The organism is Actinomadura terrae (assembly GCF_022751215.1).
GTDB classification, from domain to species: Bacteria; Actinomycetota; Actinomycetes; order Streptosporangiales; family Streptosporangiaceae; genus Spirillospora; species Spirillospora terrae.
Genome location: NZ_JAICDG010000003.1, coordinates 486,703 through 510,784 on the forward strand (window position 1 = coordinate 486,703; position 24,082 = coordinate 510,784).

The 24,082-nt window shown below is 73.5% G+C and carries 21 protein-coding genes; 11 read left to right on the forward strand and 10 right to left on the reverse strand.

Going from position 1 to position 24,082, the window contains the following annotated elements:
* Positions 1 to 416: 416 nt before the first annotated feature.
* From K2F47_RS22100 to K2F47_RS22110, 3 genes are all read left to right on the forward strand, one after another.
* Positions 417 to 1,577 carry a YihY/virulence factor BrkB family protein gene (locus tag K2F47_RS22100; RefSeq protein WP_242906730.1) on the forward strand — a complete coding sequence of 387 codons (1,161 nt, stop codon included), beginning with the start codon at positions 417 to 419 and terminating at the stop codon, positions 1,575 to 1,577.
* Positions 1,578 to 1,632: 55 nt separating this feature from the next.
* Positions 1,633 to 2,619, forward strand: a complete 987-nt coding sequence (locus tag K2F47_RS22105) for a phosphotriesterase family protein (protein ID WP_242906731.1) — start codon at positions 1,633 to 1,635, stop codon at positions 2,617 to 2,619.
* A gap of 71 nt (positions 2,620 to 2,690) precedes the next feature.
* Positions 2,691 to 3,347, forward strand: coding sequence for a phosphoribosyltransferase (locus K2F47_RS22110; RefSeq protein ID WP_242906732.1), 657 nt, complete (start codon positions 2,691 to 2,693; stop codon positions 3,345 to 3,347).
* Positions 3,348 to 3,599: 252 nt separating this feature from the next.
* Here the strand turns inward: K2F47_RS22110 and K2F47_RS22115 are convergent, their stop codons facing one another.
* The 4 genes from K2F47_RS22115 to K2F47_RS22130 all read right to left on the reverse strand — a co-directional run bounded on the left by K2F47_RS22115 (position 3,600) and on the right by K2F47_RS22130 (position 7,323).
* Positions 3,600 to 3,896 carry a WhiB family transcriptional regulator gene (locus tag K2F47_RS22115; RefSeq protein ID WP_156215350.1) on the reverse strand — a complete coding sequence of 99 codons (297 nt, stop codon included), beginning with the start codon at positions 3,894 to 3,896 and terminating at the stop codon, positions 3,600 to 3,602.
* Between the two features lie 184 nt (positions 3,897 to 4,080).
* On the reverse strand, positions 4,081 to 5,052 hold the full coding sequence (locus tag K2F47_RS22120; RefSeq protein ID WP_242906733.1) for a ferredoxin family protein: 972 nt from the start codon (positions 5,050 to 5,052) through the stop codon (positions 4,081 to 4,083).
* A gap of 46 nt (positions 5,053 to 5,098) precedes the next feature.
* Positions 5,099 to 6,721, reverse strand: a complete 1,623-nt coding sequence (locus K2F47_RS22125; protein ID WP_242906734.1) for a glycerol-3-phosphate dehydrogenase/oxidase — start codon at positions 6,719 to 6,721, stop codon at positions 5,099 to 5,101.
* On the reverse strand, positions 6,718 to 7,323 hold the full coding sequence (locus K2F47_RS22130) for a TetR/AcrR family transcriptional regulator (protein ID WP_242906735.1): 606 nt from the start codon (positions 7,321 to 7,323) through the stop codon (positions 6,718 to 6,720). The genes K2F47_RS22125 and K2F47_RS22130 overlap by 4 nt, the downstream gene beginning before the upstream one ends.
* 50 nt (positions 7,324 to 7,373) lie before the next feature.
* Between K2F47_RS22130 and K2F47_RS22135 the strand changes: the two genes are divergently transcribed.
* The 8 genes from K2F47_RS22135 (at position 7,374) to K2F47_RS22170 (ending at position 17,205) form a co-directional block, all read left to right on the forward strand.
* Positions 7,374 to 8,945 (forward strand): FAD-binding oxidoreductase, encoded by a 1,572-nt coding sequence (locus K2F47_RS22135; RefSeq protein WP_242907524.1) that lies wholly within the window; start codon positions 7,374 to 7,376, stop codon positions 8,943 to 8,945.
* Positions 8,946 to 8,949: 4 nt separating this feature from the next.
* The gene (locus K2F47_RS22140) at positions 8,950 to 9,879 is read left to right on the forward strand and encodes a diacylglycerol/lipid kinase family protein (RefSeq protein WP_242906736.1); all 930 of its coding nucleotides are present in this window, start codon (positions 8,950 to 8,952) and stop codon (positions 9,877 to 9,879) included.
* A gap of 506 nt (positions 9,880 to 10,385) precedes the next feature.
* Positions 10,386 to 10,832 carry a DUF485 domain-containing protein gene (locus K2F47_RS41445; RefSeq protein ID WP_308198440.1) on the forward strand — a complete coding sequence of 149 codons (447 nt, stop codon included), beginning with the start codon at positions 10,386 to 10,388 and terminating at the stop codon, positions 10,830 to 10,832.
* Entirely contained in the window at positions 10,829 to 12,487 is a 1,659-nt protein-coding gene (locus K2F47_RS22150) for a monocarboxylic acid transporter (protein WP_242906737.1), read from the forward strand. The genes K2F47_RS41445 and K2F47_RS22150 overlap by 4 nt, the downstream gene beginning before the upstream one ends.
* Positions 12,488 to 12,643: 156 nt before the next feature.
* Positions 12,644 to 14,197 carry a metallophosphoesterase family protein gene (locus K2F47_RS22155; protein ID WP_242906738.1) on the forward strand — a complete coding sequence of 518 codons (1,554 nt, stop codon included), beginning with the start codon at positions 12,644 to 12,646 and terminating at the stop codon, positions 14,195 to 14,197.
* A 152-nt stretch (positions 14,198 to 14,349) separates the two neighbouring features.
* Positions 14,350 to 14,868, forward strand: coding sequence for a DUF4234 domain-containing protein (locus K2F47_RS22160; RefSeq protein ID WP_242906739.1), 519 nt, complete (start codon positions 14,350 to 14,352; stop codon positions 14,866 to 14,868).
* Positions 14,869 to 15,014: 146 nt separating this feature from the next.
* Complete coding sequence (locus K2F47_RS22165; RefSeq protein WP_242906740.1) at positions 15,015 to 16,781, forward strand: bifunctional 3'-5' exonuclease/DNA polymerase; 1,767 nt, start codon at positions 15,015 to 15,017, stop codon at positions 16,779 to 16,781.
* 19 nt (positions 16,782 to 16,800) lie between these two features.
* The gene (locus K2F47_RS22170; protein WP_242906741.1) at positions 16,801 to 17,205 is read left to right on the forward strand and encodes a hypothetical protein; all 405 of its coding nucleotides are present in this window, start codon (positions 16,801 to 16,803) and stop codon (positions 17,203 to 17,205) included.
* Here the strand turns inward: K2F47_RS22170 and K2F47_RS22175 are convergent.
* The 6 genes from K2F47_RS22175 to K2F47_RS22200 all read right to left on the reverse strand — a co-directional run bounded on the left by K2F47_RS22175 (position 17,191) and on the right by K2F47_RS22200 (position 23,484).
* A complete protein-coding gene (locus tag K2F47_RS22175; RefSeq protein WP_242907526.1) occupies positions 17,191 to 18,333 on the reverse strand; it encodes an RNA polymerase sigma factor in 1,143 nt (380 codons plus the stop codon). The genes K2F47_RS22170 and K2F47_RS22175 overlap by 15 nt on opposite strands.
* Before the next feature lie 27 nt (positions 18,334 to 18,360).
* On the reverse strand, positions 18,361 to 19,116 hold the full coding sequence (locus K2F47_RS22180) for an ABC transporter ATP-binding protein (protein ID WP_242906742.1): 756 nt from the start codon (positions 19,114 to 19,116) through the stop codon (positions 18,361 to 18,363).
* A gap of 5 nt (positions 19,117 to 19,121) precedes the next feature.
* Positions 19,122 to 20,726 carry a benzoylformate decarboxylase gene (gene mdlC / locus K2F47_RS22185; protein WP_242906743.1) on the reverse strand — a complete coding sequence of 535 codons (1,605 nt, stop codon included), beginning with the start codon at positions 20,724 to 20,726 and terminating at the stop codon, positions 19,122 to 19,124.
* A complete protein-coding gene (locus K2F47_RS41450) occupies positions 20,723 to 21,679 on the reverse strand; it encodes an ABC transporter permease (protein WP_242906744.1) in 957 nt (318 codons plus the stop codon). The genes mdlC and K2F47_RS41450 overlap by 4 nt, the downstream gene beginning before the upstream one ends.
* A complete protein-coding gene (locus K2F47_RS22195) occupies positions 21,669 to 22,409 on the reverse strand; it encodes an ABC transporter permease (RefSeq protein ID WP_242906745.1) in 741 nt (246 codons plus the stop codon). Before K2F47_RS22195 ends, K2F47_RS41450 begins: the two co-directional genes overlap by 11 nt.
* Before the next feature lie 91 nt (positions 22,410 to 22,500).
* Positions 22,501 to 23,484 (reverse strand): ABC transporter substrate-binding protein, encoded by a 984-nt coding sequence (locus K2F47_RS22200; RefSeq protein ID WP_242906746.1) that lies wholly within the window; start codon positions 23,482 to 23,484, stop codon positions 22,501 to 22,503.
* Positions 23,485 to 24,082: the final 598 nt, after the last annotated feature.

The window sequence follows — 24,082 nt, forward strand, 5'->3', positions numbered from 1 at the left end:
AGGGGCGTCGCCGGCGGCCGGTCGGCCGGGCTCCCCGCCGAGGTCGGACGGCCCGGCGCCGCTCTCCGGGGCGTTGGGCGAGGGCAGGTGCTGGCAGTCGCACCACGACCCGCCACGGCACTGCTCGTGGTGGCGATCCCGGCACGACTGGCATATCACCCTTCCATTGTCACCGACGGACCGCGGTGCTCGGGCCCGCCCGGCACCGCCGGGGCCGGCGGTGGAAATGATCATGGGCCGGCCGACGTTCCGGGACGTCGAAGAGGGTATGGGCGCGAGGATGGACAACGGAGGGCCGGCAGGCCCCCCGATGCGTTCGGGGGACAGGGGGCGGACGGCACGCCACGCGCGGAGTGGATCACTGAAATGGGCGATGCGGAATGTACCGGGCAGGTAACGCTCTACGGTGGGGCGGTGTGACCACCGTCCCCGACGCCGCGGGCGTCCCGCCGGCCGGGGGCGCCGCCCCGGGGGGCGTGCCCGAGGAGCCGTCGGACGCGGGTGAGTCCGGCACGGATGAGACAGGCACGGGTGGGACGGGCACGGGTGTGTCGCGGGCACCGAGCCCGAACACCGGGGAGCCGGCCGACGGGCCGCTCAGCGGGCCGCTGAGGCGCGTTCGCGCGGCGGTCTGGGCCTGGACCCGGCTGGCGGCGCGGACGGCGTGGCTGCTCGTACGGGGCACGGCGGTCGCCGCCTTCCGGCACCGCGTCACGGGCCTGGCGGCCGAGGCGGCGTTCTTCGCCCTGCTGTCGCTGCCGCCGCTGGTGATCGGACTGATCGGCACGATGGGGCACTTCCGGGGCGCGCTCGGCGCGGGCACCGTCGCCGACGTCCGCGCCTGGCTGATCCAGCACGCCCAGACCGTCCTGACCGAGGACGCGGTCCACTCGGTCGTCATCCCGCTGATCGACGACGTGATCAAGGGCGGCAGCCCGGACATCGTCTCGGTCAGCTTCCTGATCTCGCTGTGGGCGGGGTCGCGGGCCACCAACGTCTACGTCGACACGATCACGATCGCCTACGGGCTGTCGGGCATCCGCGGCGTGATCCGGACCCGGCTGCGCGCGTTCTTCCTGTACCTGGTCGGCCTGCTGGTCATGCTGATCCTGATCCCGCTGCTGGTGGCGGGGCCCGCGCTGGTGCGGGACGCGCTGCCCGAGGGCGCCGGGTTCGTGCTGCTGTTCTACTGGCCGTTCGTGGTGGGCCTGTCCGTCGCGTTCCTGGCGACGCTCTACCACATGAGCGTCCCGGTGCGGACGGCCTGGTGGCGCGAGGTGCCCGGCGCGGTCGTGGCGCTGCTGATGTGGATCCTCGGCAGTGTCACGCTGCGGCTCTACCTGACCGGCTCGCTCAGCGGCGTGTCGGTGTACGGGTCGCTGTCGGCCGCGATCGCCGTCCTGGCCTGGCTGTACGTGGCGGCGCTCGCGGTGCTGATCGGGGCCGCGCTGAACGCCGAGATCGACCGGCTGTGGCCGAGCGCCGGGACCGCGCGGGCGCGCGCCGTCCGGGAGGGGCGGGTGGACCCGGACGAGCCGGAGGACCCGATGGCGGTCGAGGGCGACGGGCGCGGGTAAAAACTATGTCCGGGTCCGTCCTGAATGGGTTAAACATGTCGTAACCTCGCGTGACATGACCCCTCGTGAGCAGACCGGCCGGCTCCGGACCGTGACCGGCACGATCGCGGCGTCCGACGTCACCGGCCCGGTGCTCTCCCACGAGCACCTGCGAATGGACCTGCGCTGGCCGGCGCGGCCCCGGCTGGCCGAGGCCGACCCCTACCGGTGGCTGGACGAGGAGAAGGCCGTCACGCGGGAGCTGTCGGACCTGCGCGCCGGCGCGGGCCTCGGCCTCGTCGTCGACCTGAGCTGCTCGGGCATGGGACGCGACGCCGCCGCGCTCGCCCGGATCAGCGCCGGGGCGCGGGTCGCCGTCGTCGCCGGGACGGGCGTGTTCACCGAGCCGTTCCACCCGGACTACGTCCGTACGGCGCTCGACGCGGGGGAGGCGCTGGGCGTCGAGCGGATCGCCGAGCGGCTGCTCGCCGAGATCGGCTTCGGGCTGGACGGGACGAACTCGCTGCCCGGCGTGATCGGGGAGATCGGCACCTGGGGCGAGGCGCCGTCCGAGGCGGAGGAGGCGTGCCTGCGCGCCGCCGCCCAGGCCGCCCGCTACTCGGGGCTGTCCGTGGCGACCTACGGCCGCGCGGGCGTCGCGCAGCTGGAGATCCTCACCGCGGCCGGGCTGGCGCCGGACCGCGTCGCCGTCGGCCAGCAGGACCGCGTGGACGACCCCGGCCAGCACCGCAAGATCGCCGAGACGGGCGCGTACGTGTCGTTCGGGACGCTCGGCCTCGCGGGCGAGGACCACGCGGCCATCGGCGCCCGCGTCCGCGGCGTCATGGACCTGCTGGAGGCCGGGCACGCCGACCGGGTGCTGCTGAGCACCGGCGTCGCGCGCATGGACCAGGTCGCCCGCAACGGCGGCGTGGGCTACGGCTACCTCTTCGAGGTGTTCCTCCCGGCCCTGCGCGCGGCCGGGGCCGACGACGCCACCCTGGACGCCGTCCTGCGCGACAACCCGCTCCGCTGGCTGACCGCCGGGTCCGCCGCGTCCTGACGCCTCGTCGGCGCCCCGATCCTGGGTAGGACCGACCCCGACAGGTGCTCGACTGCCAGGGGGTGCACCTCATGCGGTGGAAGTCACTGCCCTATTCCGACCGGCTGTCGGCGGGACGGGTGCTCGCCGAGTGGCTGGTCCCGCTCGGCCTGGACGGCGCGGTGGTGCTCGCGCTGCCGAGGGGCGGCGTCCCGGTCGGGCACGCGGTCGCGCGGCGCCTGAACGGCCCGCTGGACGTCCTGGTGACCCGCAAGATCGGCTACCCGCCGCAGCCCGAGCTCGGGCTCGGCGCGATCGCCGAGGGCGGCGCGCCGGTGCTCGACGCCGAGCTGCTGCGGCGGCTCGGCCTGACCGAGGACGACCTGGCGCCGATCGTGGCCGCCGAGCGCGCCGAGCTGGAGCGCCGCGTCCGGGCCTACCGGGGGGACCGCCCGCTGCCGGAGACGGCGGGACGGCCGGTCGTGGTCGTGGACGACGGCCTCGCCACCGGCGGCACCGCCCGCGCGGCCGTGCGGGCCACCCGCGAGCGCGGGCCGTCCCGGCTGGTCCTCGCGGTGCCGGTGGCCGCCGCAGAGACCGTCGGGTCGCTGGAGGCGGAGGTGGACGACCTGGTCGTGCCCGCCGCGCCGCTCGGCTTCCACGCGGTCGGCGAGTGGTACCGCGACTTCGGTCAGCTCACCGACGGCGACGTGGTCGCCTGGCTCGCCCGGCCGCGGGAGGCGGGCTGAGGAGACGCGCCGCCGAGGCCCGCCGTCGAGGTGGCCGGGAATGGATCGTGCGAATATCCGGGAAAGGACCTCACGGCATCTCCGCTTGCGGTAAAGCAGCGAAATCCGGGAGCCGCGGGGGAGGAGTGGACAGCGGCAACGCAAACGGCCCCGCGGGGCGGGGCCGTGACGTTTCTCGGTGGCGTGCCGGGGTGCGCGATGGGAGCGTTCGCGCGGGCTGGCGGCCGATACCGCCGCCGGCGCGACGGCCGGCTAGGCGGCGTTGGCGCGACGCATCCGGCGACGGCGCTCGGATGCGCGCTCGTCTTCGTTGAGTCCGCCCCACGTGCCGTACTTCTCGGGCCGGGAGACCGCGTAGTCGAGGCAGTCCGAGCGGACCGGGCAGCCCATGCAGATCTGCTTGGCCTTGCGCTCGCGGATCTCGCGCTCGGGCTGGCGCTCGCCGTCGGGACCGAAGAAGAGGACGAGGTCTTCCCCCCGGCACGCCGCGGCGTCCTGCCAGCCCCAGCTGGGACGAGGGAGGTTTGCCTGCCGACGTACCTGAGCCATGGAACACCCACCTTGATTGGTTTCGAACAATTTCGGGACATGGACGCTCGACATGCTTCAGGTGACATGAGTCAGAAGCGCCGAATGGTCCAACGTCTGGAGTTGCCGCTCTGTTCCCCGTCCGGTTACTCCGGAAACCTGGGGTCGTGCGACAGGGAGACCCTCGAATGGGGCCTCCGTGAGATTACACGAGGGCCGCCTCGTTGAGAAGGGTGAGTTCCCTAACAACGTGGGTTCTCTGGTTCTCGCCGCAGTCGGGTCCGCACGGATGGTGCAGTTGGACGGCCTCGACCAGTGCCCGGTAACGGCTCCGCCGACTGGTGACGACCACCGAGTACCGGGGCGTCCCGTTCGGCGGTTCCGGTGCCGGGTCGACCGATTCCACGGTCACGGCGCCCAGCCCGAGCCGTCCGGTGGACGCGCGGACGTGGTGCTCGGCCGCCTGCGCCGGTTCGGGCATTCCGGCCCGCCCGCGCAGCCGGTCCAGGACGACCTCGCCGCGCAGGTAGGCGCGCACCGCCTCCGCGGCATCCTCCTCGTCGAGGTTGCCGTAGCAGAGTCCGTACGGCAGGCACACCAGGTTCGCGGCGAACCGGTCTCCGCCCACATGGGTGGTCTCCCATACGAGGCGTCCGAAACGTGCGGTGAGCGCGCGGGCCAGCGGGGCGCCCGTCCGCGCGCAGCAGGCGTTGCGGCGCCCGTGCGTGCAGACCAGCAGGACCGGCTCGTGGGTCGGCTCGCCGAAGCCCGGGCGGACGCCCGCCGCGAGCGCGTCGAGGTCGAGTTCGGCCAGCTCGGCGGGGTCGGTGAGCTCGCGGCCTTCCATCCACACCGTGCCGCCGTGCGAATACACGGCGTAGACCTGGAGCGGCGGCGTGGGCCGACGGCGTCCCGACCTGCGGATGAGCTGGGGGCGGATGCCCTTCGCCTGCGCGGCCCGGATGGTCTCGGCGATTGGGCCGTTCCGGGGGGCGTGGGGGGTCGTCCCCCCACAGGAGACCGGCCCGGGGTCGGTGAGCTGCTCGATCCGCTCCGGCCAGGGGCCAGGGTGCTCGATGAGAAGCCAGGAGCGCGCCTTCGTCGTCGCGCTCGCCGCGCACGGCCGCTCGCCGGTATGGCTTCCCGGACAGTGCGCGCAGCCCTTACCACGCGTCAACGAAAAACCCCCGCCCCGATCCTTGGACCTCTTAGGTTAGGTTAACCTAAATAGCCTCCGCAGGGCCAATGGGGGTGGGCGACATCACCCCGAGGGCGCGGAGGAGTGTCCGCGCGGTGGGCAGCGCGGCGGCGCGGTCGGTGCCGACGAGCCCGATCCGGGTCCGGCGGTCCAGCAGGTCGGCGGCGTCCAGCGCGCCCTCGTGCAGCGCGCCCCACGCCAGCTCCGCGCCCAGCACCGGGAGGCCCGGGACCACCGGCTCCAGCAGGCCCGGATCGTCGGCGGCGAGCGCGGCCAGCAGCGGCGCCTCCGTCCCGTACCGCTGGACGAGGCGGCGCGGGGCGTCGAGCGCCGCGAGCCGGGCCGGGTCCGCCGCCCCGACCAGCGGGAGCCGCGCCGTGCGGCAGGGCCCGGCGTGCAGCCCGCGCGCGGTGATCGCCGCGTCCACGGCGTCCTGCGCCATCCGGCGGTAGGCGGTGAGCTTGCCGCCGACGACCGTGACGACCCCGTCGGGCGAGGTCAGGACGGCGTGCCGCCGCGACAGGTCGGCGGTGTCGCCGTCCCGCCCGGTGTCGAGCAGGGGGCGCAGCCCGGCGAACGCGCCGACCACGTCCGCGGGCCGCAGCGGGACCTCCAGCGCCGACGCGAGCACGTCCAGCAGGAACCCGATCTCCTCTCCCGTCGGGCGCGGGACGTCCGGGACGGGCCCCTCGGCGGGCTCGTCGGTGAGCCCGGCGTACACGCGGCCGTCGCCCTGTGGCAGCACCAGCAGGAACCTGCTCCGCGCGCCCGGCACCGGGATCTGCAACCCGGTCTGGAGCCCGCGCAGCGCCTCCGCGCGCACCACCAGGTGGGTGCCCCGCGAGGGGCGCAGCCGCACCCCGTCCACGAGGCCGCCCGCCCAGACCCCGGCCGCGTTGACGACCGCGCGCGCCCGGACGGTGATCTCCGCGCCGGTCAACTCGTCCCGGACCAGCGCGCCGTCGCCCGCGAGCGCCACCGCGCGGCAGCGGGTCAGGACGCGGGCGCCGTGCGCGGCGGCGGTGCGCGCGAGGGCCGTGACCAGGCGCGCGTCGTCGGCGAGTTGCCCGTCCCAGGACAGCAGCCCGCCGCGCAGCCCGTGCTGGCGCAGCGCGGGTGCGAGCCGCAGCGTCTCGACCGCCGACAGCCGGCGCGGGCCGGGGAGCACCGAGCGCGGGGTGCGGGCGGCGAGACGCAGCACGTTCCCGGCCCGCGTCCCGGCGCTGACGAGCGCGGCCTGCGGGCGCGACACCAGCGGCGTCAGCGGCAGCACGAACGGCAGCGCGCGGACCAGGTGCGGGGCCGTACGGCACATCAGCACGCCCCGCTCGACGGCGCTCTCATGCGCCACGTCCACCTGTCCGGCCGCCAGGTAGCGCAGCCCGCCGTGCACCAGCTTCGAACTCCAGCGGGACGTGCCGAACGCCAGGTCGTGCGCGTCGATCGCGGCGACCGACAGTCCACGGGACGCGGCGTCCAGCGCCACCCCGGCGCCGGTCACCCCGAGCCCGACGACGAGGACGTCCACGACCTCGTCTGGCAGCGCGGCCAACTCCCGCTTCCGGCGCGCTGCGTTCAACGACGACCGCACAGGGCTGTTCCGGGGGGCGTGGGGGGTCGTCCCCCCACCAAGGAAGGACCCGGTCATGGGGCGAGCATTCTGTCTAGGACGGCGCGCAGTTCCGCGTCGAACGCGTCTGGGGACAGTTCCGGGTCGTCGGTGGTCATCGTCGGGCCTGAGAGGGCGAACGACTGGACGACCAGCAGCACCGCGCGGGCCTGCCGTGCGGGGTGGCCCTTGCGGACGGTCCCGTCGTGGTGGCCCGCGCGCAGGGACTCCTCGAACAGCTCCAGGAACGCGTGCTGGCTCGCGCCGAGCCGGTCCAGGACGTAGGGGAGCAGCAGCTCGGGGTCCACCTCGACGATCTTGCGGAGCAGCGGGTGGGCGCGGAACGCGCGCACGCCCGCGACCAGGCCGTCCACCAGCCGGGGGCGGACGGCGCGGCCGTCGTCGGGCGGGCGGACGTCGGCGCCGATCCGGATCCACTCGCGGGTCATCAGGTCCGCGACGATCGTCCGGACGTCCGGCCAGCGCCGGTACAGCGTCATCCGGGACACGCCCGCGCGGCGCGCGATGTCGGTGAGCGTGGTGCGGCGCACGCCGACGGCCAGGACGCAGTCGCGCGCCGCGTCCAGGACGGCGTCGTCGGCGGTCCGGCCGCCCGCGCTGTTGTGACGGTTAGACGTCATGTGTCACAGTGTAAGCACAGGAACGGGGAGGCGCGGTGGCGGAACGGGACATGCTGTGGAGCGGCTGGGGCGATCCTTCCCGGGCCGCGCCGCTGCCGGAGCCAGTGGTCGGGCTGCTGCGCGACCTGCTCGGGGTGCGTCCCGCCGAGGCCCCGCCCGTCGCGCTGGCGGACGTGAAGGTGCCGCCGTGCCGTCTCACGTCCGACGACCTGGACGCCCTCGCCGGAACCGCAGTCGTGCGCACGGACGCCGAGACGCGCGTCCGGCACACCCGGGGCAAGTCCACCTCCGACCTCCTGCGGCTCCGCGCCGGGGACGCCTCGGACGCGCCCGACGCGGTCGTCCTGCCCGGCTCCCACGACGAGGTCCTCGCGGTGCTGCGCGCCTGCGCGGCCCGGGGGATCGCGGTGGTCCCGTTCGGCGGCGGAACCTCGGTCGTCGGCGGCCTCACCCCGCGCGGCGGCGCGTTCGTCGCGCTCGACCTGTGGCGCATGAGCGCACTCCTGGCGCTGGACGAGACGTCCCGCACGGCCGTCCTCCAGCCGGGCCTGCGGGCGCCCGAGGTGGAGGCGCTGCTGGCCGCGCGCGGGTACACGCTCGGGCATTTCCCGCAGTCCTACGAGTGGGCGTCGGTCGGCGGGTTCGCGGCGGCGCGCTCCAGCGGGCAGGCGTCCGCCGGGTACGGGCGGTTCGACGACATGGTGGTGGCGCTCACCGTCGCCACCCCCGAGGGGACGCTGGACCTCGGCCGCGCGCCAAGGTCGGCCGCAGGGCCCGATCTGCGGCAGCTCGTCCTCGGCTCCGAGGGTGCGCTGGGTGTGATCACGTCGGTGACCGTGCGGGTCCACCCCGTCCCGGAGGAACGGTCCTACGAGGGCTGGCGCTTCACGACGTTCGACGCGGGCGCCGCCGCGCTGCGGAGGCTCGCCCAGGACGGCCCGCTCCCCGCCGTGCTCCGGCTCGGCGACGAGGCCGAGACCATGGTGGGGCTCGCCGACCCTTCGGCGGTGGGCGCCGCGTCCGACGCGGGGTGCCTGGCGGTCCTTGGGTTCGAGGGCACCGCCGAGGCGGTCGCCGCGCGCCGCGAACAGGCCGCTCGTGTGCTGGCGCGGGCGGGCGGCGAGCCGCTCGGCGCCGCGCCCGGCGACCGCTGGGAGCGGGGCCGGTTCGACGCCCCCTACCTGCGCGACGCGCTGCTCGACGCGGGCGCGTTCGTCGAGACGCTGGAGACGGCGACGTTCTGGTCGGGCCTCCCGGGCCTGTACGAGGCGGTGCGGCGGGCGCTGACCGAAACGCTGGCGGGCGCGGGCACGCCGCCGCTGGTCATGTGCCACATCTCGCACGTGTACCCGTCCGGCGCCTCGCTGTACTTCACCGTCGTGGCCGCGCAGGGGAGCGATCCGGTCGCGGACTGGGCGCGGGCCAAGGGCGCCGCCTGCGACGCGATCCTCGCCGGCGGCGGGACGATCAGCCACCACCACGGCGTGGGCACCGACCACCGCGACTGGTACGCGAGGGAGATCGGCCCGCTTGGCGCGTCGCTGCTGCGCGCCGTCAAGGAGCGCCTCGACCCGGCCGGGATCCTGAATCCCGGCGTCCTCGTCCCGGCGGCGGGGGAGTAGCGCGATGGAGGCCAGGCAGGAGTCCCGGCGCGCGTTCACCGCGATCGTCAACCCGGCGGCGGGCGGGTCCGCGCCCGCCCGGACGCTGATCCCGCTCGCCCGGCTGCTGCGCGAGGCGGGCGCCGACGTCGCGGTCGAGTACAGCCGCGGGCTGGAGCACGCCGCCACGCTGGCGCGCGCCGCCGCGGGCGCCGGACGGATCGTCCTCGGGGTCGGCGGCGACGGCATGGTCGGCCGCGTCGGCGGCGCCCTCGCCGGGACGGACGCGGTCCTCGGTGTCGTGCCCGCCGGGCGCGGCAACGACTTCGCCCGGCAGCTCGGCGTCCCGTCCGAGCCGGAACGGCTGGCCCCGCTACTGCTGGACGGGGCGCCGCGCGCCGTCGACGCCATCGAGGCCAACGGGAGGGCCGTCCTCGGCAGCGTCTACGCGGGCGTGGACGCGGTCGCCAACCACAACGCCAACCGGGCCCGGGTGCTGCGCGGCTCCGCCGCCTACTACGCCGGGGCCCTGCGCGCGATCGCGACGTGGCGCCCGGCGGACTACCGGGTGACCGTGGACGGCGCGGAGCACCTGCGGCAGGGGTACACCGTCGTCGCCGCGAACTCCGGCTACTACGGGTCCGGCAAGCACATCGCCCCGGGCGCGCGCGTGGACGACGGCCTGCTCGACGTCGTCCTCATCCGGCGGGCGCCCCGGGCGCTGTTCTTCGCCGTGATGCGCGAGCTGGAGGACGGCGCGCACGTCCGGCGCCCCGAGGTCGAGGTGCTGCGGGGGCGGGAGGTGCGGATCGAGCTGGCGGGGCCGTCCGCCGCGTCCGGGCGGAGGCTGCCCTACGGCGCGGACGGCGAGCTGCCCGGCGTGCTGCCGGTGACCGTCCGGGTGCTTCCGGGCGCGCTCAGGATGCTCGCCCCGGCCCCCGATACGGCGCTCTGACCTGCCGTCTCACAAAGATCCGAGATTTGGACCCCGCGTTTAGGTCGATTTACGCGTGCATTACGGGCCCCCGGATAGCGTCATTAACGTCCCGTTTCGGGACCTTGGGGCCGTCTGTGGAGGCATCATGGGAAGGCGACTGTTCGCCGTTCTGGGGGGACTCATGATGACCACGGACGCCCTCGTCGTGGTGGCGCCGGCGTCCCTGGGGGTGGCGTCGGCGCCCACGACTTTCCGGGCCCGTGGAGCCGCGCGCGCATCGCGCGTCCGGCATGTCCGGCCCGTCCCGATCCGGAGCCTCGCCGCCCCCGTCGCGCGGGCGGCCCATACCGCATCGATCTTGTGATGTGGATCACGGTCTAGCATCGGGGTCGCATCGGGCGGGTATCCGTTCTCACACCTCCGCCACCTTCTCGGCCATCTGGCCTGCATCGGCCAACTTCGTAGGGCATCGTGGCCGCGATTCTCGGTGAGATTCGCAGTGTGATCGTTTGGCGGAGGTGGTCGTGACAACCGAGTCATCAGGGCCGGGGTCCGCTTCAGGCGGGCTCGACAACGCGGCCTACGCGCAGATGAGGCAGTCGCCGGAGTTCGAACGGCTACGCCTCGCCTTCCGCCGTTTCGTCTTCCCCATGACGGTGGCGTTCCTGATCTGGTACCTGCTCTACGTGGTGCTGTCGGCCTACGCGCGCGGCTTCATGGGGCACAAGCTGTTCGGCGAGATCAACGTGGCGCTGGTCTTCGGCCTGCTCCAGTTCGTCTCGACGTTCCTCATCGCCTGGCTGTACGAGCGGTACGCGCGCGGCACGCTCGAACCGCTGGCGGCCTCCGTGCGCGACACCCGCACGGGCACCGGCACCGGCGGCGCGGGCACCGGCGCGGGCGCGACCGCCGCGAAGGGCCTCAAGAAGGACGAGACGAAGAAGGACGAGTCCGAGGAGGGCGGCGCGTGAGCCCCCAGCACCTCGCCGCCCCCGTGCTGGCGGCCTCCGACAACGAGCACCGGACGATCTCGCTGGTGCTGTTCGCCCTCTTCGTGGCGCTCACCCTGTGGATCACGCTCTGGGCGTCCCGGCAGAACAAGACCGCCGCCGACTACTACGCGGGCGGGCGCGCGTTCACCCCGCTCCAGAACGGCCTGGCGATCAGCGGCGACTACATGTCCGCCGCGTCGTTCCTCGGCATCGCGGGCCTGTTCGCGCTGTCGGGCTATGACGGCTTCCTGTACTCCATCGGCTTCCTGGTCGCGTGGCTGGTGGCGTTGCTGCTGGTCGCCGAGATGCTGCGCAACTCCGGCCGGTTCACGATGGCCGACGTGCTGGCGTTCCGGATGCAGCAGCGGCCCGTCCGGGCGGCGGCGGGGATCTCCACGATCGTCGTGTCGATCTTCTACCTGCTGGCCCAGATGGTCGGCGCGGGCGCGCTGGTCGGCCTGCTGCTGGACGTCGACGGCGAGGCCGCCAAGATCTGGACGATCGTCGCCGTCGGCGCGCTGATGATCTTCTATGTGACCGTCGGCGGCATGAAGGGCACCACCTGGGTCCAGGTCGTCAAGGCGGTCATGCTGATGACCGGCGCCGTCGTCATGACGGTCTGGGTGCTGTCCAAGTACAGCTTCAACCCGTCGGACCTGCTCAGCGACGCCGCCGACAAGAGCGGCAAGGGCGACAAGTTCCTCCAGCCGGGCCTGAAGTACGGCGCCACCACCGTGTGGTCCAAGCTCGACCTGCTCTCGCTCGGCCTCGCGCTCGTCCTCGGGACGGCGGGGCTGCCGCACATCCTCATCCGCTTCTACACCGTCCCGACCTCCCGCGCGGCCCGCACGTCGGTCAACTGGGCGATCGGCATCATCGGCGTGTTCTACCTGATGACGCTGGTCATCGGGTTCGGCGCGGCGGCGCTGGTCGGCGGCAAGGCGATCGCCGCGCAGGACAAGGGCGGCAACACCGCCGCGCCGCAGCTCGCCCAGGAACTCGGCGGCGGGGCGGGGTCGACCGGCGGCGCGATCTTCCTGGCGATCATCGCGGCGGTCGCGTTCGCGACGATCCTCGCGGTGGTCGCGGGCCTCACGCTCGCCTCCTCGTCCTCGTTCTCGCACGACCTGTTCGCGAACGTGTTCAAGCGAGGCAAGGCCAGCGAGCGGGACGAGGTCGTGACCGCCCGGTACGCGGCCGTCGTGATCGGCGCGGTCGCGATCGTCCTGTCGATCTTCGCGCGCGGGCTGAACGTGGCGTTCCTGGTCGCGCTGGCGTTCGCGATCGCCGCGTCCGCGAACCTGCCGACGCTGCTGTTCTCGCTGTTCTGGAAGCGGTTCAACACCGTCGGCGCGGTCGCGGGCATCTACGGCGGCCTCGTCGCGGCCGTCGGGCTCGTGCTGCTCAGCCCGATCTGCTGGGGCGGCAAGACCGACACCCTGCCCAAGGGCAACGTGGACGCGCTGTTCAGCGAGACCACGGTCGCGCCCATCCCGTTGCAGAACCCCGGCCTGATCTCGATCCCGATCGGTTTCCTGTGCGCCTACCTCGGCACCGTCCTGTCCAAGGAGCGCACGGACGACAAGTTCGCCGAACTGGAGGTCCGGTCGCTGACCGGAACCGGCGCGCATTGAGCCCCGCCGGGTTCGGCCGGGTCGCTTGACTGGCGGAACACCTCCGGGACAGGCTGTGAGCACCCCCTCACCGCCCCCGGAGGTGTTCTGTTGCGTGCAGAGGACGGTGCGGAGAATCCCGCGGAAGCCGTCGTCGAAGGTGCGGCCGACGACGGAGTGGAAGGCACCGCGGAAGGCGCCGCGCACGACGTCTCGGTGCCAAGGCCGCGCGTCCCGGCGTCCGCCAACTCGCGCACGTCCGAGTCGGGGGCCGGGTGGGAGTGCGGCGCGCCGGGCACGTTCAACTCGCTGCTGCCCGACCGCGTCCCGGGGTTCTCCTGGCGCCGCCCGAAGATCCTGTGGCGGTCCCGCAACGACGTGGTCGCGCGCCTGTTCGGCGACCCGGCCGACGCCATCCGCCGCCGCTGCGTCACCGCCCTCCGCGAACGCGGGACGCCCGCCGCGTTCACCGTTCACCGGTCCTCGCCCGAGTTCTCGTTCGTGCTCGTCGGCGACACCGGCGAGGGCGACAAGTCGCAATACGCGGTCGTCCCGCCGCTGCTGCACGCCGCCGCCGGGACCGACTTCATGGTCATCGCCAGCGACGTCATCTACCCGGCGGGCGACGCGGCGGAGTACCCGGCGAAGTTCTTCCGGCCCTACAAGGACTACCCCGCCCCCATCTACGCCGTCCCCGGCAACCACGACTGGTACGACGGGCTGCGCGGCTTCCTGCACGTGTTCTGCGACCTCGACGTCGACTGCGCGCCGCCGCCGTGGCGCGGGCCGCTGGCCTTCGTGCCGCGCCTGTTCTGGCGCGCGTCCGGGACGGTCGAGCCGAGCGTGCTCGCCGAGGCGCGGCGCACCTACCGGGGCGCGCCCGGCCAGCAGGCCGCCCAGCCGGGGCCGTACTGGGCGATCGACACCCCGTCCCTGCGCATCGTCGGCATCGACACCGGCATCACCGGGCGCATCGACCGCGACCAGGGCGAGTGGCTGCGCGAGGTGTCGGCGGGCCCCAAGCCCAAGATGCTGGTCACCGGCAAGCCGCTCTACGTGGACGACGACCTCCGGCCCTGCCCGATCGAGGGCGGCGGGACGGTCGATGAGATCGTCCGCGACCCCGCGCACCACTACGTCGCGGCGATCGGCGGCGACATCCACAACTACCAGCACTACCCGGTGACGCTGGACGACGGCCGCGTCCTGCACTACATCGTCTCCGGCGGCGGCGGCGCGTTCATGCACGCGACCCACGTCATCCCCCGCACGCACGTCGTGGACGAGGCCGACTTCCGCTGCTACCCGCTCCGGGGCGACTCCCTCTCGCGCTACAGCAGGCTCTACGGCCGGTGGCTGCGGCTGCCGAGGCTCTTCGAGCTGAGCCCGCGGGAGGCGACGGCCGCCGTCCAGCACCGCCTCGGCATCGAGCCGGGCCGCGGATACGGCAGCCCCGCGCCGTCGGCCCGCGCGCGTTTCGTCGCCGCGCTCCTCGGCGTCCCGCGCGGTGGCCGGCCCCGGCCGCGCTTCGTCCGCCTTCCGGTGCGCAAACTCCCCCAGCGGTTCCGGTCGGAGCTGGCCGACTGGGACACCCCGCCCTTTTTCAAGAACTTCCTGCGGGTGGACGTGACGGAGCACGAGCTGCGCATCCGATGCTTCGGCGTCACGGGCTGCGGCGACCACGAAACGTCACCGCCCATCGAGGATGAGGTGCCGATCCCGCTGCGCTAGGTCTCAGATCGGATAATCTTGACGGCGAATATCGGCCAAATATCGTGATCTTGACGCGGGCGGCGTCCCCGACCGTTACAGTCTTGGCTCACCACACGGGTGAACGGTAACGGACGGTCGGCCGGAAAACGACCGCGTCCTTCAGGAGAGCGATGAGCTACCCCCAGCAGGGCCAGGGCCAGCCCTACCAGCAACAGCAGCAGCAGGCGTACCAGGGCGGCTACGCCCCGGCGCCGCAGCACCAGCAGCAGCAGGCGCCCGTCGCGCGCGGCGCCGGCGCCAACATGAAGCGCCGCAACCCCGTCGGAGCCTGGCTCGGGCTGCCGATCATCACGTTCGGCATCTACGGGATGGTGTGGTTCTTCAAGGTCCACCAGGAGCTGCACGAGTACGACCGGCGCATCGACAACGCCGCGACCAACGCCCTGCTGTCGATCCTGTTCGGCAGTATCACGCTGGGCATCTGGCCGCTGGTCATGTGGGTGAAGCTCGGCGGCCGCATCGCCGAGGCCCAGCGCGCCGCCGGGCTGCCCGCGAGCTGCAGCGGCGGCATGGGCTTCCTGCTCGGCATCCTCGGCTTCGGCGTCCTGTACTACCAGCTCCAGCTCAACAAGGTCGTCGACCGCTACGGCGACACCCCGGCGGGCCAGCAGGTCTCCCTGGTCGCCTGACCCTCCGGGCGGCAGAGGCCGCGGCCCTGGCCTCCTGACCCATCCGTGCCGAACCCCTCCGCGCCCCCACGGGCGCGGAGGGGTCGTCGCATGTCCGCGCGGCGCCCGTCCGCGATTCTGTCGGAGGCGGCCGCCACAATGGCGGGGTGCGGATCGCGGTGGCCGCCGACGGCGGAGGCGGGGGAGTGCTGCGGCCCTTCGCCGAGGACGGCGCGCCCACCGGCCCGGCGTGGCGGGCGGCCGACCTGGTCGCCGAGATCGCCGCGCGGGAGCGGTCCGACGCGCCGCGCTGGGTGTGGCCCGCCACCGCCCGGCTCTACCCGGCGCTGCTGGACGCCGGGGTGCGGGTGGCGCGCTGCCACGACCTCGAACTCGTCGAGACGCTCCTGCTCGGCCACGCGGGACGCTACGGGGAGCCGCGCTCGGTCCGCGCCGCGTGGGCGCGGCTGCGGGGTGACCCCGTCCCGCCCGACCCTCCGCCGCCGCGCGCGGAACCCGCGCAGGCGTCGCTGTTCGGCGACGACGCCCCCGGCGCGCCCGACCTCGCCGACGACATCGAGCAGGTCGTCGCCGTCCACGCCGCGCAGCAGCGGGCGATCGCCCCCCTGGAGGGGTTCGCGCTGCTCGCCGCCGCCGAGTCCGCCGGGTCGCTGGTCGCGGCCGAGCTGAGCCACGACGGGCTGCCCTGGTCGGCCGTCGAGCACGACGCGCTGCTCACCGAACTGCTCGGGCCCCGCCCGTCCGGCGGGCTGCGGCCGCGCCGGCTCCAGGCGCTCGCCGACCAGATCAACGCCGCCTTCGGTGCCGGTTTCGGGGCCGGCTTTGAAGGCCGCGCGCACGTCAACCCCGACTCCCCGGCGCAGATCGTCAAGGCGTTCGCGGCGGCGGGGCTGCCCGTCGCCTCGACGCGCGCGCACGTGCTCAAGCGCCTCGACCACCCCGCCGTGCCGCTGCTGCTGGAGTACAAGGAGCTCGCCCGCCTGCACACCGCCTACGGCTGGGGATGGCTCGACACCTGGGTCGCCGGGGGGCGGTTCCGTCCCGAGTACGTGGTCGGCGGCGTGGTGTCGGGCCGCTGGGCGACGAACGGCGGCGGCGCGCTCCAGATCCCGCGCGTCCTGCGCCGGGCCGTCGTCGCCGACCCGGGCTGGCGCCTCGTCGTCGCCGACGCGGCGCAGCTCGAACCGCGCGTGCTCGCCGCCCTCGCGGGCGACCGCGCGTTCGCCGACGCCGCCGCCCACGGCGACCTGTACGCCGCGCTGTCCCCCGCCTTCGGCCCGGAGCGCCCCGGCGGCGCTGTGGCCCCCCAGCAGGGCTCCCGGCGCGACCCCGAGTCGCTCAGCCCACGCGACAAGGCCAAGCTCGCGCTGCTGTCGGCCATGTACGGCGGCGGGACGGGCGAGGGCGTGCACCTGCTCGGCGTCCTGAAGAGCCGCTTCCCCGACGCGTTCGAGTACGTGGAGGCCGCGGCCCGCGCGGGCGAGAACGGGCACCTCGTCCGCTCCCGCCTCGGCCGCACCTGCCCGCCGCCGTCGGCCGGCTGGCGCGAGCTGACCGCCGCCACCGACGACCCCGACGACGACGCGGGCGAGCGAAGGCAGGCGACCGCCGCGCAGGCGCTGCGCGGCCGGGGCCGGTTCACCCGCAACTTCGTCGTCCAGGCGACCGCCGCCGACTGGGCGCTGGCCCTGCTCGGCTCGCTGCGCCGCCGCCTCACCGCGCTCGGCCCGCCGCGCCTGGTGTTCTTCCAGCACGACGAGGTGATCGTGCACACCCCGGCGGAGCTGGAGGGAGAGGTGACCGCCGCCGTCCACGCCGCCGCCGAGGAGGCCCGCCGCCTGCTGTTCGGCGACACCTCCGTCGTGTTCCCCATGGAGACCGCCGCCGTCGACCGCTACTCCGACGCGAAGTGACCCGTGGCATCGTGGGGACGTGGTCTCCTACACGGTGCTGATCGAGGTCCGCTACGCGGGCGCCCAGACGGTCGAACGGGAGGCCGCCCGCCGCGCGCTGGCCGCCGCCCTCGACGGCCCCGATACCTCGGACGGCCCCGGCAACACCCTCCAGCTCCGCACGACGCTGGACGCGGACGGCCCGCGCGCCGCCGTCGAGCACGCCGACGAGGCCCTCACCCGCGCGCTGCTCGCCACGGGCCTCTTCGAGGAGTTCGACATGGCCCGCCGCGTCCTGCACGTCGCCCCCGCGGACCTGGCGGAACACCTCTTCGCATGGTCCCCCGACCACAGCCCGACCACCCGCGCCGCGAACGCGCGGCGGACACGTGGCCCCGCCTGGCTCCGGAGGATGCGGCGTCGCCTTGGGTCAGGGGCGGGCTAGTTGGCGGACGCGGGCGGCTTCGCGGGTGAGGTGGTCGCGTTCGGGGACGGTGGTGGCGGCGCGTGCGGCCTGGGCGTAGAGGTCGGCGGCGAGGGCGATGTCGCCGGCGCGTTCGTGCAGGTAGGCCGCGGCCGCGGTGCGGCGGGGCAGGTCGGGGGCGAGGTCGGCGAGCGCGGCCAGGCCCGCGCGGGGCCCGGTGGCCTCGCCGACCGCGACGGCGCGGTTGAGGCGGACGACCGGGCTGTCGGTGAGCCTCAGCAGCTCGTCGTACCATTCGACGATCTGCGGCCAGTCGGTCTCGGCGGCGGTGGGGGCGTCGGCGTGCAGGGCGGCGATCGCGGCCTGGGCCTGGTACTCGCCCAGCCGGTCGCGGGCCAGCGCGGCCTGGAGGATCGCCACGCCCTCGGCGATGAGGGCGGTGTCCCAGCGCGTCCGGTCCTGCCGGGCGAGCGGTACGAGCCCCTCCGGGCCGGTGCGGGAGGCGCGGCGCGCGTGGTGCAGCAGCATGAGCGCGAGCAGCCCCGCGACCTCGGGCTCGCCGGCCAGCGCGGCGAGCTGGCGGGTGAGGCGGATCGCCTCGGCCGCGAGGTCGACGTCCCCGCCGTAGCCCTCGTTGAAGACGAGGTAGAGCACGCGCAGCACGGTGGCGAGGTCGCCGGGCCGGTCGAGCGGCTGCCCGGTGATCCGGCGCTTGGCGCGGCTGATCCGCTGCGCCATCGTCGCCTCGGGGACGAGGTAGGCCGCCGCGATCTGCCGGGTGGTCAGCCCCCCGACCGCGCGGAGCGTCAACGCGACGGCCGAGGCGGCCGGGAGGCTCGGGTGCGCGCACAGGAAGTAGAGCCGGAGCGTGTCGTCGGTGGACGGGGCCGGCCCGGCGGGCGGCTCGACCTGCACGGCGAGCTCCCGGTCGCGCCGCGACGCCGCGGCCCGGGTGGCGTCCAGGAACTTGCGCCACCCGGTCGCGACGAGCCAGCCCTTCGGATCGCGCGGCGGGTCCTGCGGCCAGGTGGAAAGGGCCCGGATCAGGGCCTCCTGGACGGCGTCCTCGGCCGAGGCGAAGTCCGCTCCGCGCCGGACGAGGACGCCGATCACCGCGGGCACCAGGCGCCGCAGCTCCGCGTCGTCCACGTGCCGAGCGTCGTCCACGTGCCGAGGCTAGTGGACGACGCCGCGGACCAGGCCGCCCACCTCGGCGCGGAGACGGACGAACTCCGGGTCGGCGCGGGTGCCGATCTGGTCGCGGTCCGCCGGGAGCGTGACCGCCAGCTCGTCCCGGATGCGGCCGGGGTTGCGGGCCAGCACGACGACGCGGTCGCCGAGGTAGACGCTCTCGTCGATGTCGTGGGTGACCAGCAGGATCGTCATGCCCTGCGCGCGGTGCACCTGGAGGACGAGGTCCTCCAGGTCCTCGCGGGTCTGCGCGTCCACCGACCCGAACGGCTCGTCCATCAGCAGGAAGGACGGCTTGTAGGCGAGCGCGCGGGCGATCGACACGCGCTGCTGCATGCCGCCCGACAGCTCCCACGGGTACTTGGACTCCGCGTCCGCGAGCCCGACCGACTTCAGCGCCTCGGTCGCCTGCGCGCGCCGCTCGGCCCGGTTCGCGCCGCGCCGCCGCAGCGGCAGCGCCACGTTGTCGCGGACGGTCAGCCACGGCAGCAGCGAGCGGCTGTAGTCCTGGAACACGACCGCGAGCTCGTCGGGGACGCCGTTGATGGGCGTCCCGTTGAGGACGACCTTGCCTTCGCTCGGCGCGATCAGCCCGGCGATGCAGCGCAGCAGCGTCGACTTGCCGCAGCCCGACGGGCCGACGATCGTGACGAGTTCGCCCTCGGCGACCTTGAGGTCCATGCCTTTCAGGACGGGGGTGGAACCACCGTAGGAGTGGCCCAGCCCGGAAATCTCCAGCATTCTGATCACCGCGCCCAGGGCTCGTAGAGGGAGGGGTCGCCTTGCTCGACCTGGACTTCCACGAGGTAGGGGCCCTCGTGGGCGAGCGCCTGCGCGAGCGCCTCGTCCAGCTCGGTCGTGGAGGCGACCGTCCGGCCGGGGACGCCGAGCCCGGCGGCGACGGCCGCGTAGTCGATGCCGGCGATGTCGGCGCCGGGGACCGTCTCGATGTCGATGCGGCGGCCGAGCGACCGGATCGCCCCGTAACCGCCGTTGTTGACGACGACGACGGTCAGCGGGACGCGCAGCTGCGCGGCCGTCCAGAGCGCCTGCACCGAGTACATGATCGAGCCGTCGCCGATGACGCAGACGATCCGCTCGCCGTGCCCGGCCATCGCGCGGCCGACCGCGACGGGCAGCGCCCAGCCGAGCGCGCCGCTGCCGGAGGCGAGGAAGCCGCCGGAGCGGGTGATCGGCATCCGGGCGTGGAACAGCTCGCGGTGGCTCGGGATCTCCTCCACGATCACCGCGTCCTCGGGCAGCAGGTCGCGGAGGGTCTCGACGGCGAGCGCCGGGTCGATCGGGTCGCCGCCGCGCGGCGGGTCGGGGCGCGGACGCGGTTCGGGCGCGGGCCGGTCGGCCTTCTCGACGAGGTCGAGCAGCCCGGCCAGGGCGGGCCGCAGCGTCGTGAGCAGGCTGGTCCCGACCGCCGACCAGGCCGTCTGCGCGGGGTCGCAGTCGAGGTGGAACAGCCGCGCCCCGGCGGGGACCACGTCGCCCTCGCTGGCGACGTGGTAGGTGAACACCTGCGTGCCGAGGACGAGGACGACGTCGTGCCCGTCCAGGCGCGCGGCGAGCTGGTCCTTGACCGGGGGCAGGAACCCGCGGAACAGCGCGTGGTCCTCGGGGAACCCGGACCGGCCCGACAGCGGACTGATCCACGCGGGCGCGACGAGGCGCTCGGCCAACTCCACGACCTGGGGCAGCGCGGCCTCGTCGTCCACGCCGGACCCGACGACGATCACGGGGTTGCGGGCGGCGTTCAGCGCGTCCGCGACCTCGCGGAGCGCGGCCGGGTCGGCGGTGAACGCGGACCTGACCTCGCGGTGCGGGACGGGCGCGGCCGGGCGGTCCCAGTCGTCCTCGGGGACGGAGATGAACACGGGCCCGCGCGGCGGCGTCATCGCGACCCGGTACGCCTCGGCCAGCGCGGCCGGGACGTCCTCGGCGCGCTCGGGCTGGCGGCTCCACTTCACGTAGGGCCGGGGGAACGTCGCGGGCTCGTCGGCGCCGAGGAACGGGCGCGACAGCAGCATGTCGCGGGACTGCTGCCCCGCGAAGATCACGAGCGGGACGCGGTCGCGGTAGGCGTTGAACACGGCGCCGAGCGCGTGCCCGACCCCGCCCGCCGAGTGCAGGCTGACCAGCCCGGCGTTGCCGGTGCCGAGCGCGTGCCCGGCCGCGGCGGCGACCGCGACCGTCTCCTGGAGGGCGAGGACGTACTCGAAGTCCTCGGGGAAGTCGCGGAACATCCGCAGCTCGGTCGAGCCGGGGTTGCCGAAGACCGTGGTCATCCCGGCCCGCCGGCAGAACTCGAACACCGCGTCCCGGACGGTGGAGCCGGTCGTCATGAAGCCGCCTTTCGCGCCCCGCGGTGCCAGGACAGGACCCGGTGCTCCACCGCGAGCAGAATCGTGTTGAACAGGTAGCCGAGGACGCCGAGGAGCACGATGACGCACCAGATGGTGGGCATGTCGGACACGCTCGTGGCGTTGGTCAGCTCGAAGCCGACGCCGTCGCTCGTGCCGGGCAGCAGCTCGGAGAAGACCATCAGGATCAGCGACAGCGACAGCGCGAGCCGCAGCCCCGCGAAGATCTTGGGCAGCGCCGAGGGGATGATCAGGAACCGGATCCGCTCGAACGCCGTCAGCCGGAACGTCTCGGCCGTCGCCATCTGCACCGGGTCGACGGCCCGCACGCCGTCGGCGGTGTTCAGCAGGACCGGCCAGATCGCGCTGAAGATGATGGAGGCGACCTGCATCTGGGTACCGAGGTCGAACAGGACGATGAACACCGGGACCAGCGTCGGCGGCGGGATCACCCGCGCGAACTGCATGATCGGGTTGAGGTAGGCGAGGGCCTGCTCGGAGCGTCCGATCGCGATGCCGAGCACGATCCCGGCGACCGTGGCCGCCGCCAGCCCGAGCGCCATCCGGCCGAGGCTCGGGAAGATGTTGCCGGTCGCCTCGCCGTTGAGGAACAGGTGGCTCGCCGGTCCGGTGAACCACAGGTCCTTCATGTGCTTGGCGATCTCCCACGGGGGCGGGAAGAACGGGCTGTCGGAGATCCGCGTGGCGACCTCCCACGCGGCGACGAGGATCACGAGGGGCAGCCAGCGGTGCAGGGCGCCCCGCACCAGCGCCCCGGCGACGCCGCCGCGGGCGCGCGGCGCGGACGACACGGTCGCGGTCGCGGTGGTCACGCGGCACCACTCCTCTCGCTCGTCGGGGTAGGGGTCCGGCCCGCCGAAGTGCCGGTCCTGCTCGCAGTGCCGGTCCTGCTCGAAGCGCGGGTCATGAGGCACCGCTCCGGAGCGCGAAGTGCCAGCGGAACAGCCGGTTCTCGGCCTGCACGAGCAGCGTGTCGCTGAGGAGGCCGAGGCAGCCGGCCCACACCGTCCCGGCGAGGACGTCGCGGGTGCCGTCCGGCACGTTGCCGGCGTCGGCGATGAACATGCCGAGCCCCTCGCCGAAGCCGGAGAGGATCTCGGTGCCGACCGCGAGGATCAGCGCGATCGAGGCGGCGAGCCGCACGCCCGTCGCGATGAACGGGGCCGCGCTGCGCAGCGACACCCGCAGCAGCACCTGCATGCGGCTGAAGCCGAAGGTGCGCAGCGTCTCCTTCGCCGTGGGGTCGACGTCGTCGAGCCCGTACATGGTGTTGAACAGGATGGGCCAGCTCGCCGCGTAGACGATGAGCGGCACCTCCATGCCCAGCCCGGAGCCGAGCACGAGCCCGGCCAGGGGGATGAGCGCGACCGAGGGGATCGGGCGCAGGAACTCCACGATCGCGCGGGCGCCGGTGTTGATCGCCGGGACGCTGCCGAACAGCAGCCCGAGCGGCACCGCGATCAGGATGGCGAAGCCGAGCCCGAGCCCCCAGGCGGTGATCGTGACGCGCACGTTGTGCAGGAACTCCGCGTCGCCGAACAGCTCGAACGCGCGGGCGACCACGGTGGAGGCCGGGGGCAGGTAGGAACGGTCCACGAGGTCGGCCCGCCCCAGGGCCTCGCTCGCGAGGAACAGGACCGCCACCCCGACGGCCCCCCGCGCCCACTTGCCTGGGCGCGAGAGACCGCGGGACGACGTCGACTGGTGTGTCATGGGTGAATCCGGTGTCCCGCCGTCAGGCGGTCGGCTGGAAGAGGATGGTCTTCATGTCGGGCTTCTGCTTGAGCAGGCCCGCGGTGGTCATCAGGTCGACGACCCGCTGCATACGGGTGGTGTTCAGCGAGGTCGGGTAGCCGGGCAGGGTGATGACCGAGGCGACCTGCGAGTCGATCCGGGCGTAGCCGGGCAGGACCTCCTCGACGCGCTTGCGGTCGCCGGTGGCGATGCCCTGCGCCTTCATGATGGCCCGCTGGAACGCCGCCGCGGTCTTGGGGTTCTTGCTGGTGAAGTCCTGCGTGCTGACGTAGCCGCTGATCGGCAGCCCGGTCACCGGCTCGCTGCCGCCGTCCACCGCCACCCGCGCGCCCTGCTTCTTCTGGGTGTCGGAGAGGAAGGGCTCCACGATGTGGACGGCGTCCACCTGGCCCTTCTCCAGCGCGGCGGCCATCTGCGGGAACGGGATCGCCACGTAGTTGACCTTCGCGGAATCCACGTTGTTCGCCTTGAGGATCGCGTTCAGCGTCAGCGACTGGATGTTGTTGAGGATGTTGACCGCGACCTTCTTGCCTTCGAGGTCCTTCGCGGTCTTGATCTTCGAGTCGGACTTGACCAGCACGTTCATCATGTTCGAGGTGAGGGTCGCCCCCTCGGCCACGATGCTCAGCTTCAGCGTGCCCTTCTCGTTCGCCTGGAGGAAGGAGACGTAGTTGGCGCCGGCGATCACGTCCACGTCGCCCTTGGCGAGGGCGGGCAGCGCCTGGATGCTCTGCTGGACCGGCTTGATCTGTACCTTCAGGCCCTCGGCCTCGAACAGCTTCTGCTTCTGCGCGATGTGCAGGGCCGCGCCGTCCACGAGGGGCAGCGACGCGACCGTCAGTGTCTTCTTTTCCAGTCCCTTGCTACTCCCGGAGGAGTCGTCGGAGTCTCCGCAACCGACGGCGAGGGAGGCGACCAGGAGAAGAGCACCGAGGAGAGCAGAGCGACGTCCGGATTGCCTCATGGCACTCCTATCTCATCAGGGGAAGATGCTGGCGTGGTCGGGTTGACCAGGGCGAAAGAGCCAGGGGGGACGACTGTGGCCACTGTTCCCGCCGCGCCTGATGATCACGTTCGGGGAGAGTATCGCGGGTTGGGCGTCTTGGGTGGTTTGCTTCCGGATTGCGTGACTGTCTTGTGTCCTGCGGGTCTTGCGTGACGCATGGTATGTCGGCGACTACTCCGTCCCGCACGTCCCGTGTTCCACTGGACGGTACGGCCCGTTGGTTTCTCGCCGGGCAGGGCGGATTCGGTCCGTCCGTCCCGCCCTCATCGGTCCTTTCGGTCAGGAGTGACCGTCCATCGCCGGACGGCTCCGGAGCGTGATCGGTCGGAGCGGTCCACAATCGGGCCCGGGAAGGTCACGATCTTGAATCGATCCCGGGCGAACAGCGAGCGTCACGAGTCGAGTCCATTCGATTACTGAGTGAACATGTGCGGAACGTGATCGACCGTACCCGTGAAAACGGACAGACAGTAACGAATCCCCGATTGTCGCGTTAGTCCATATCGAACCGCCTAGGGTCCTTTGCGGCCCATCCCTGGATGTGCTGCAATGTCGA

Coding starts and splice junctions, on each gene's coding strand:
- K2F47_RS22105 (WP_242906731.1), top strand. CDS start 1,633: ATGACCCCTCGTGAGCAGACCGGCCGGCTCCGGACCGTGACCGGCACG.
- K2F47_RS22110 (WP_242906732.1), top strand. CDS start 2,691: ATGCGGTGGAAGTCACTGCCCTATTCCGACCGGCTGTCGGCGGGACGG.
- K2F47_RS22115 (WP_156215350.1), bottom strand. CDS start 3,896: ATGGCTCAGGTACGTCGGCAGGCAAACCTCCCTCGTCCCAGCTGGGGC.
- K2F47_RS22125 (WP_242906734.1), bottom strand. CDS start 6,721: ATGACCGGGTCCTTCCTTGGTGGGGGGACGACCCCCCACGCCCCCCGG.
- K2F47_RS22130 (WP_242906735.1), bottom strand. CDS start 7,323: ATGACGTCTAACCGTCACAACAGCGCGGGCGGCCGGACCGCCGACGAC.
- K2F47_RS22135 (WP_242907524.1), top strand. CDS start 7,374: ATGCTGTGGAGCGGCTGGGGCGATCCTTCCCGGGCCGCGCCGCTGCCG.
- K2F47_RS22140 (WP_242906736.1), top strand. CDS start 8,950: ATGGAGGCCAGGCAGGAGTCCCGGCGCGCGTTCACCGCGATCGTCAAC.
- K2F47_RS22160 (WP_242906739.1), top strand. CDS start 14,350: ATGAGCTACCCCCAGCAGGGCCAGGGCCAGCCCTACCAGCAACAGCAG.
- K2F47_RS22180 (WP_242906742.1), bottom strand. CDS start 19,116: ATGCTGGAGATTTCCGGGCTGGGCCACTCCTACGGTGGTTCCACCCCC.
- mdlC (WP_242906743.1), bottom strand. CDS start 20,726: ATGACGACCGGCTCCACCGTCCGGGACGCGGTGTTCGAGTTCTGCCGG.
- K2F47_RS22200 (WP_242906746.1), bottom strand. CDS start 23,484: ATGAGGCAATCCGGACGTCGCTCTGCTCTCCTCGGTGCTCTTCTCCTG.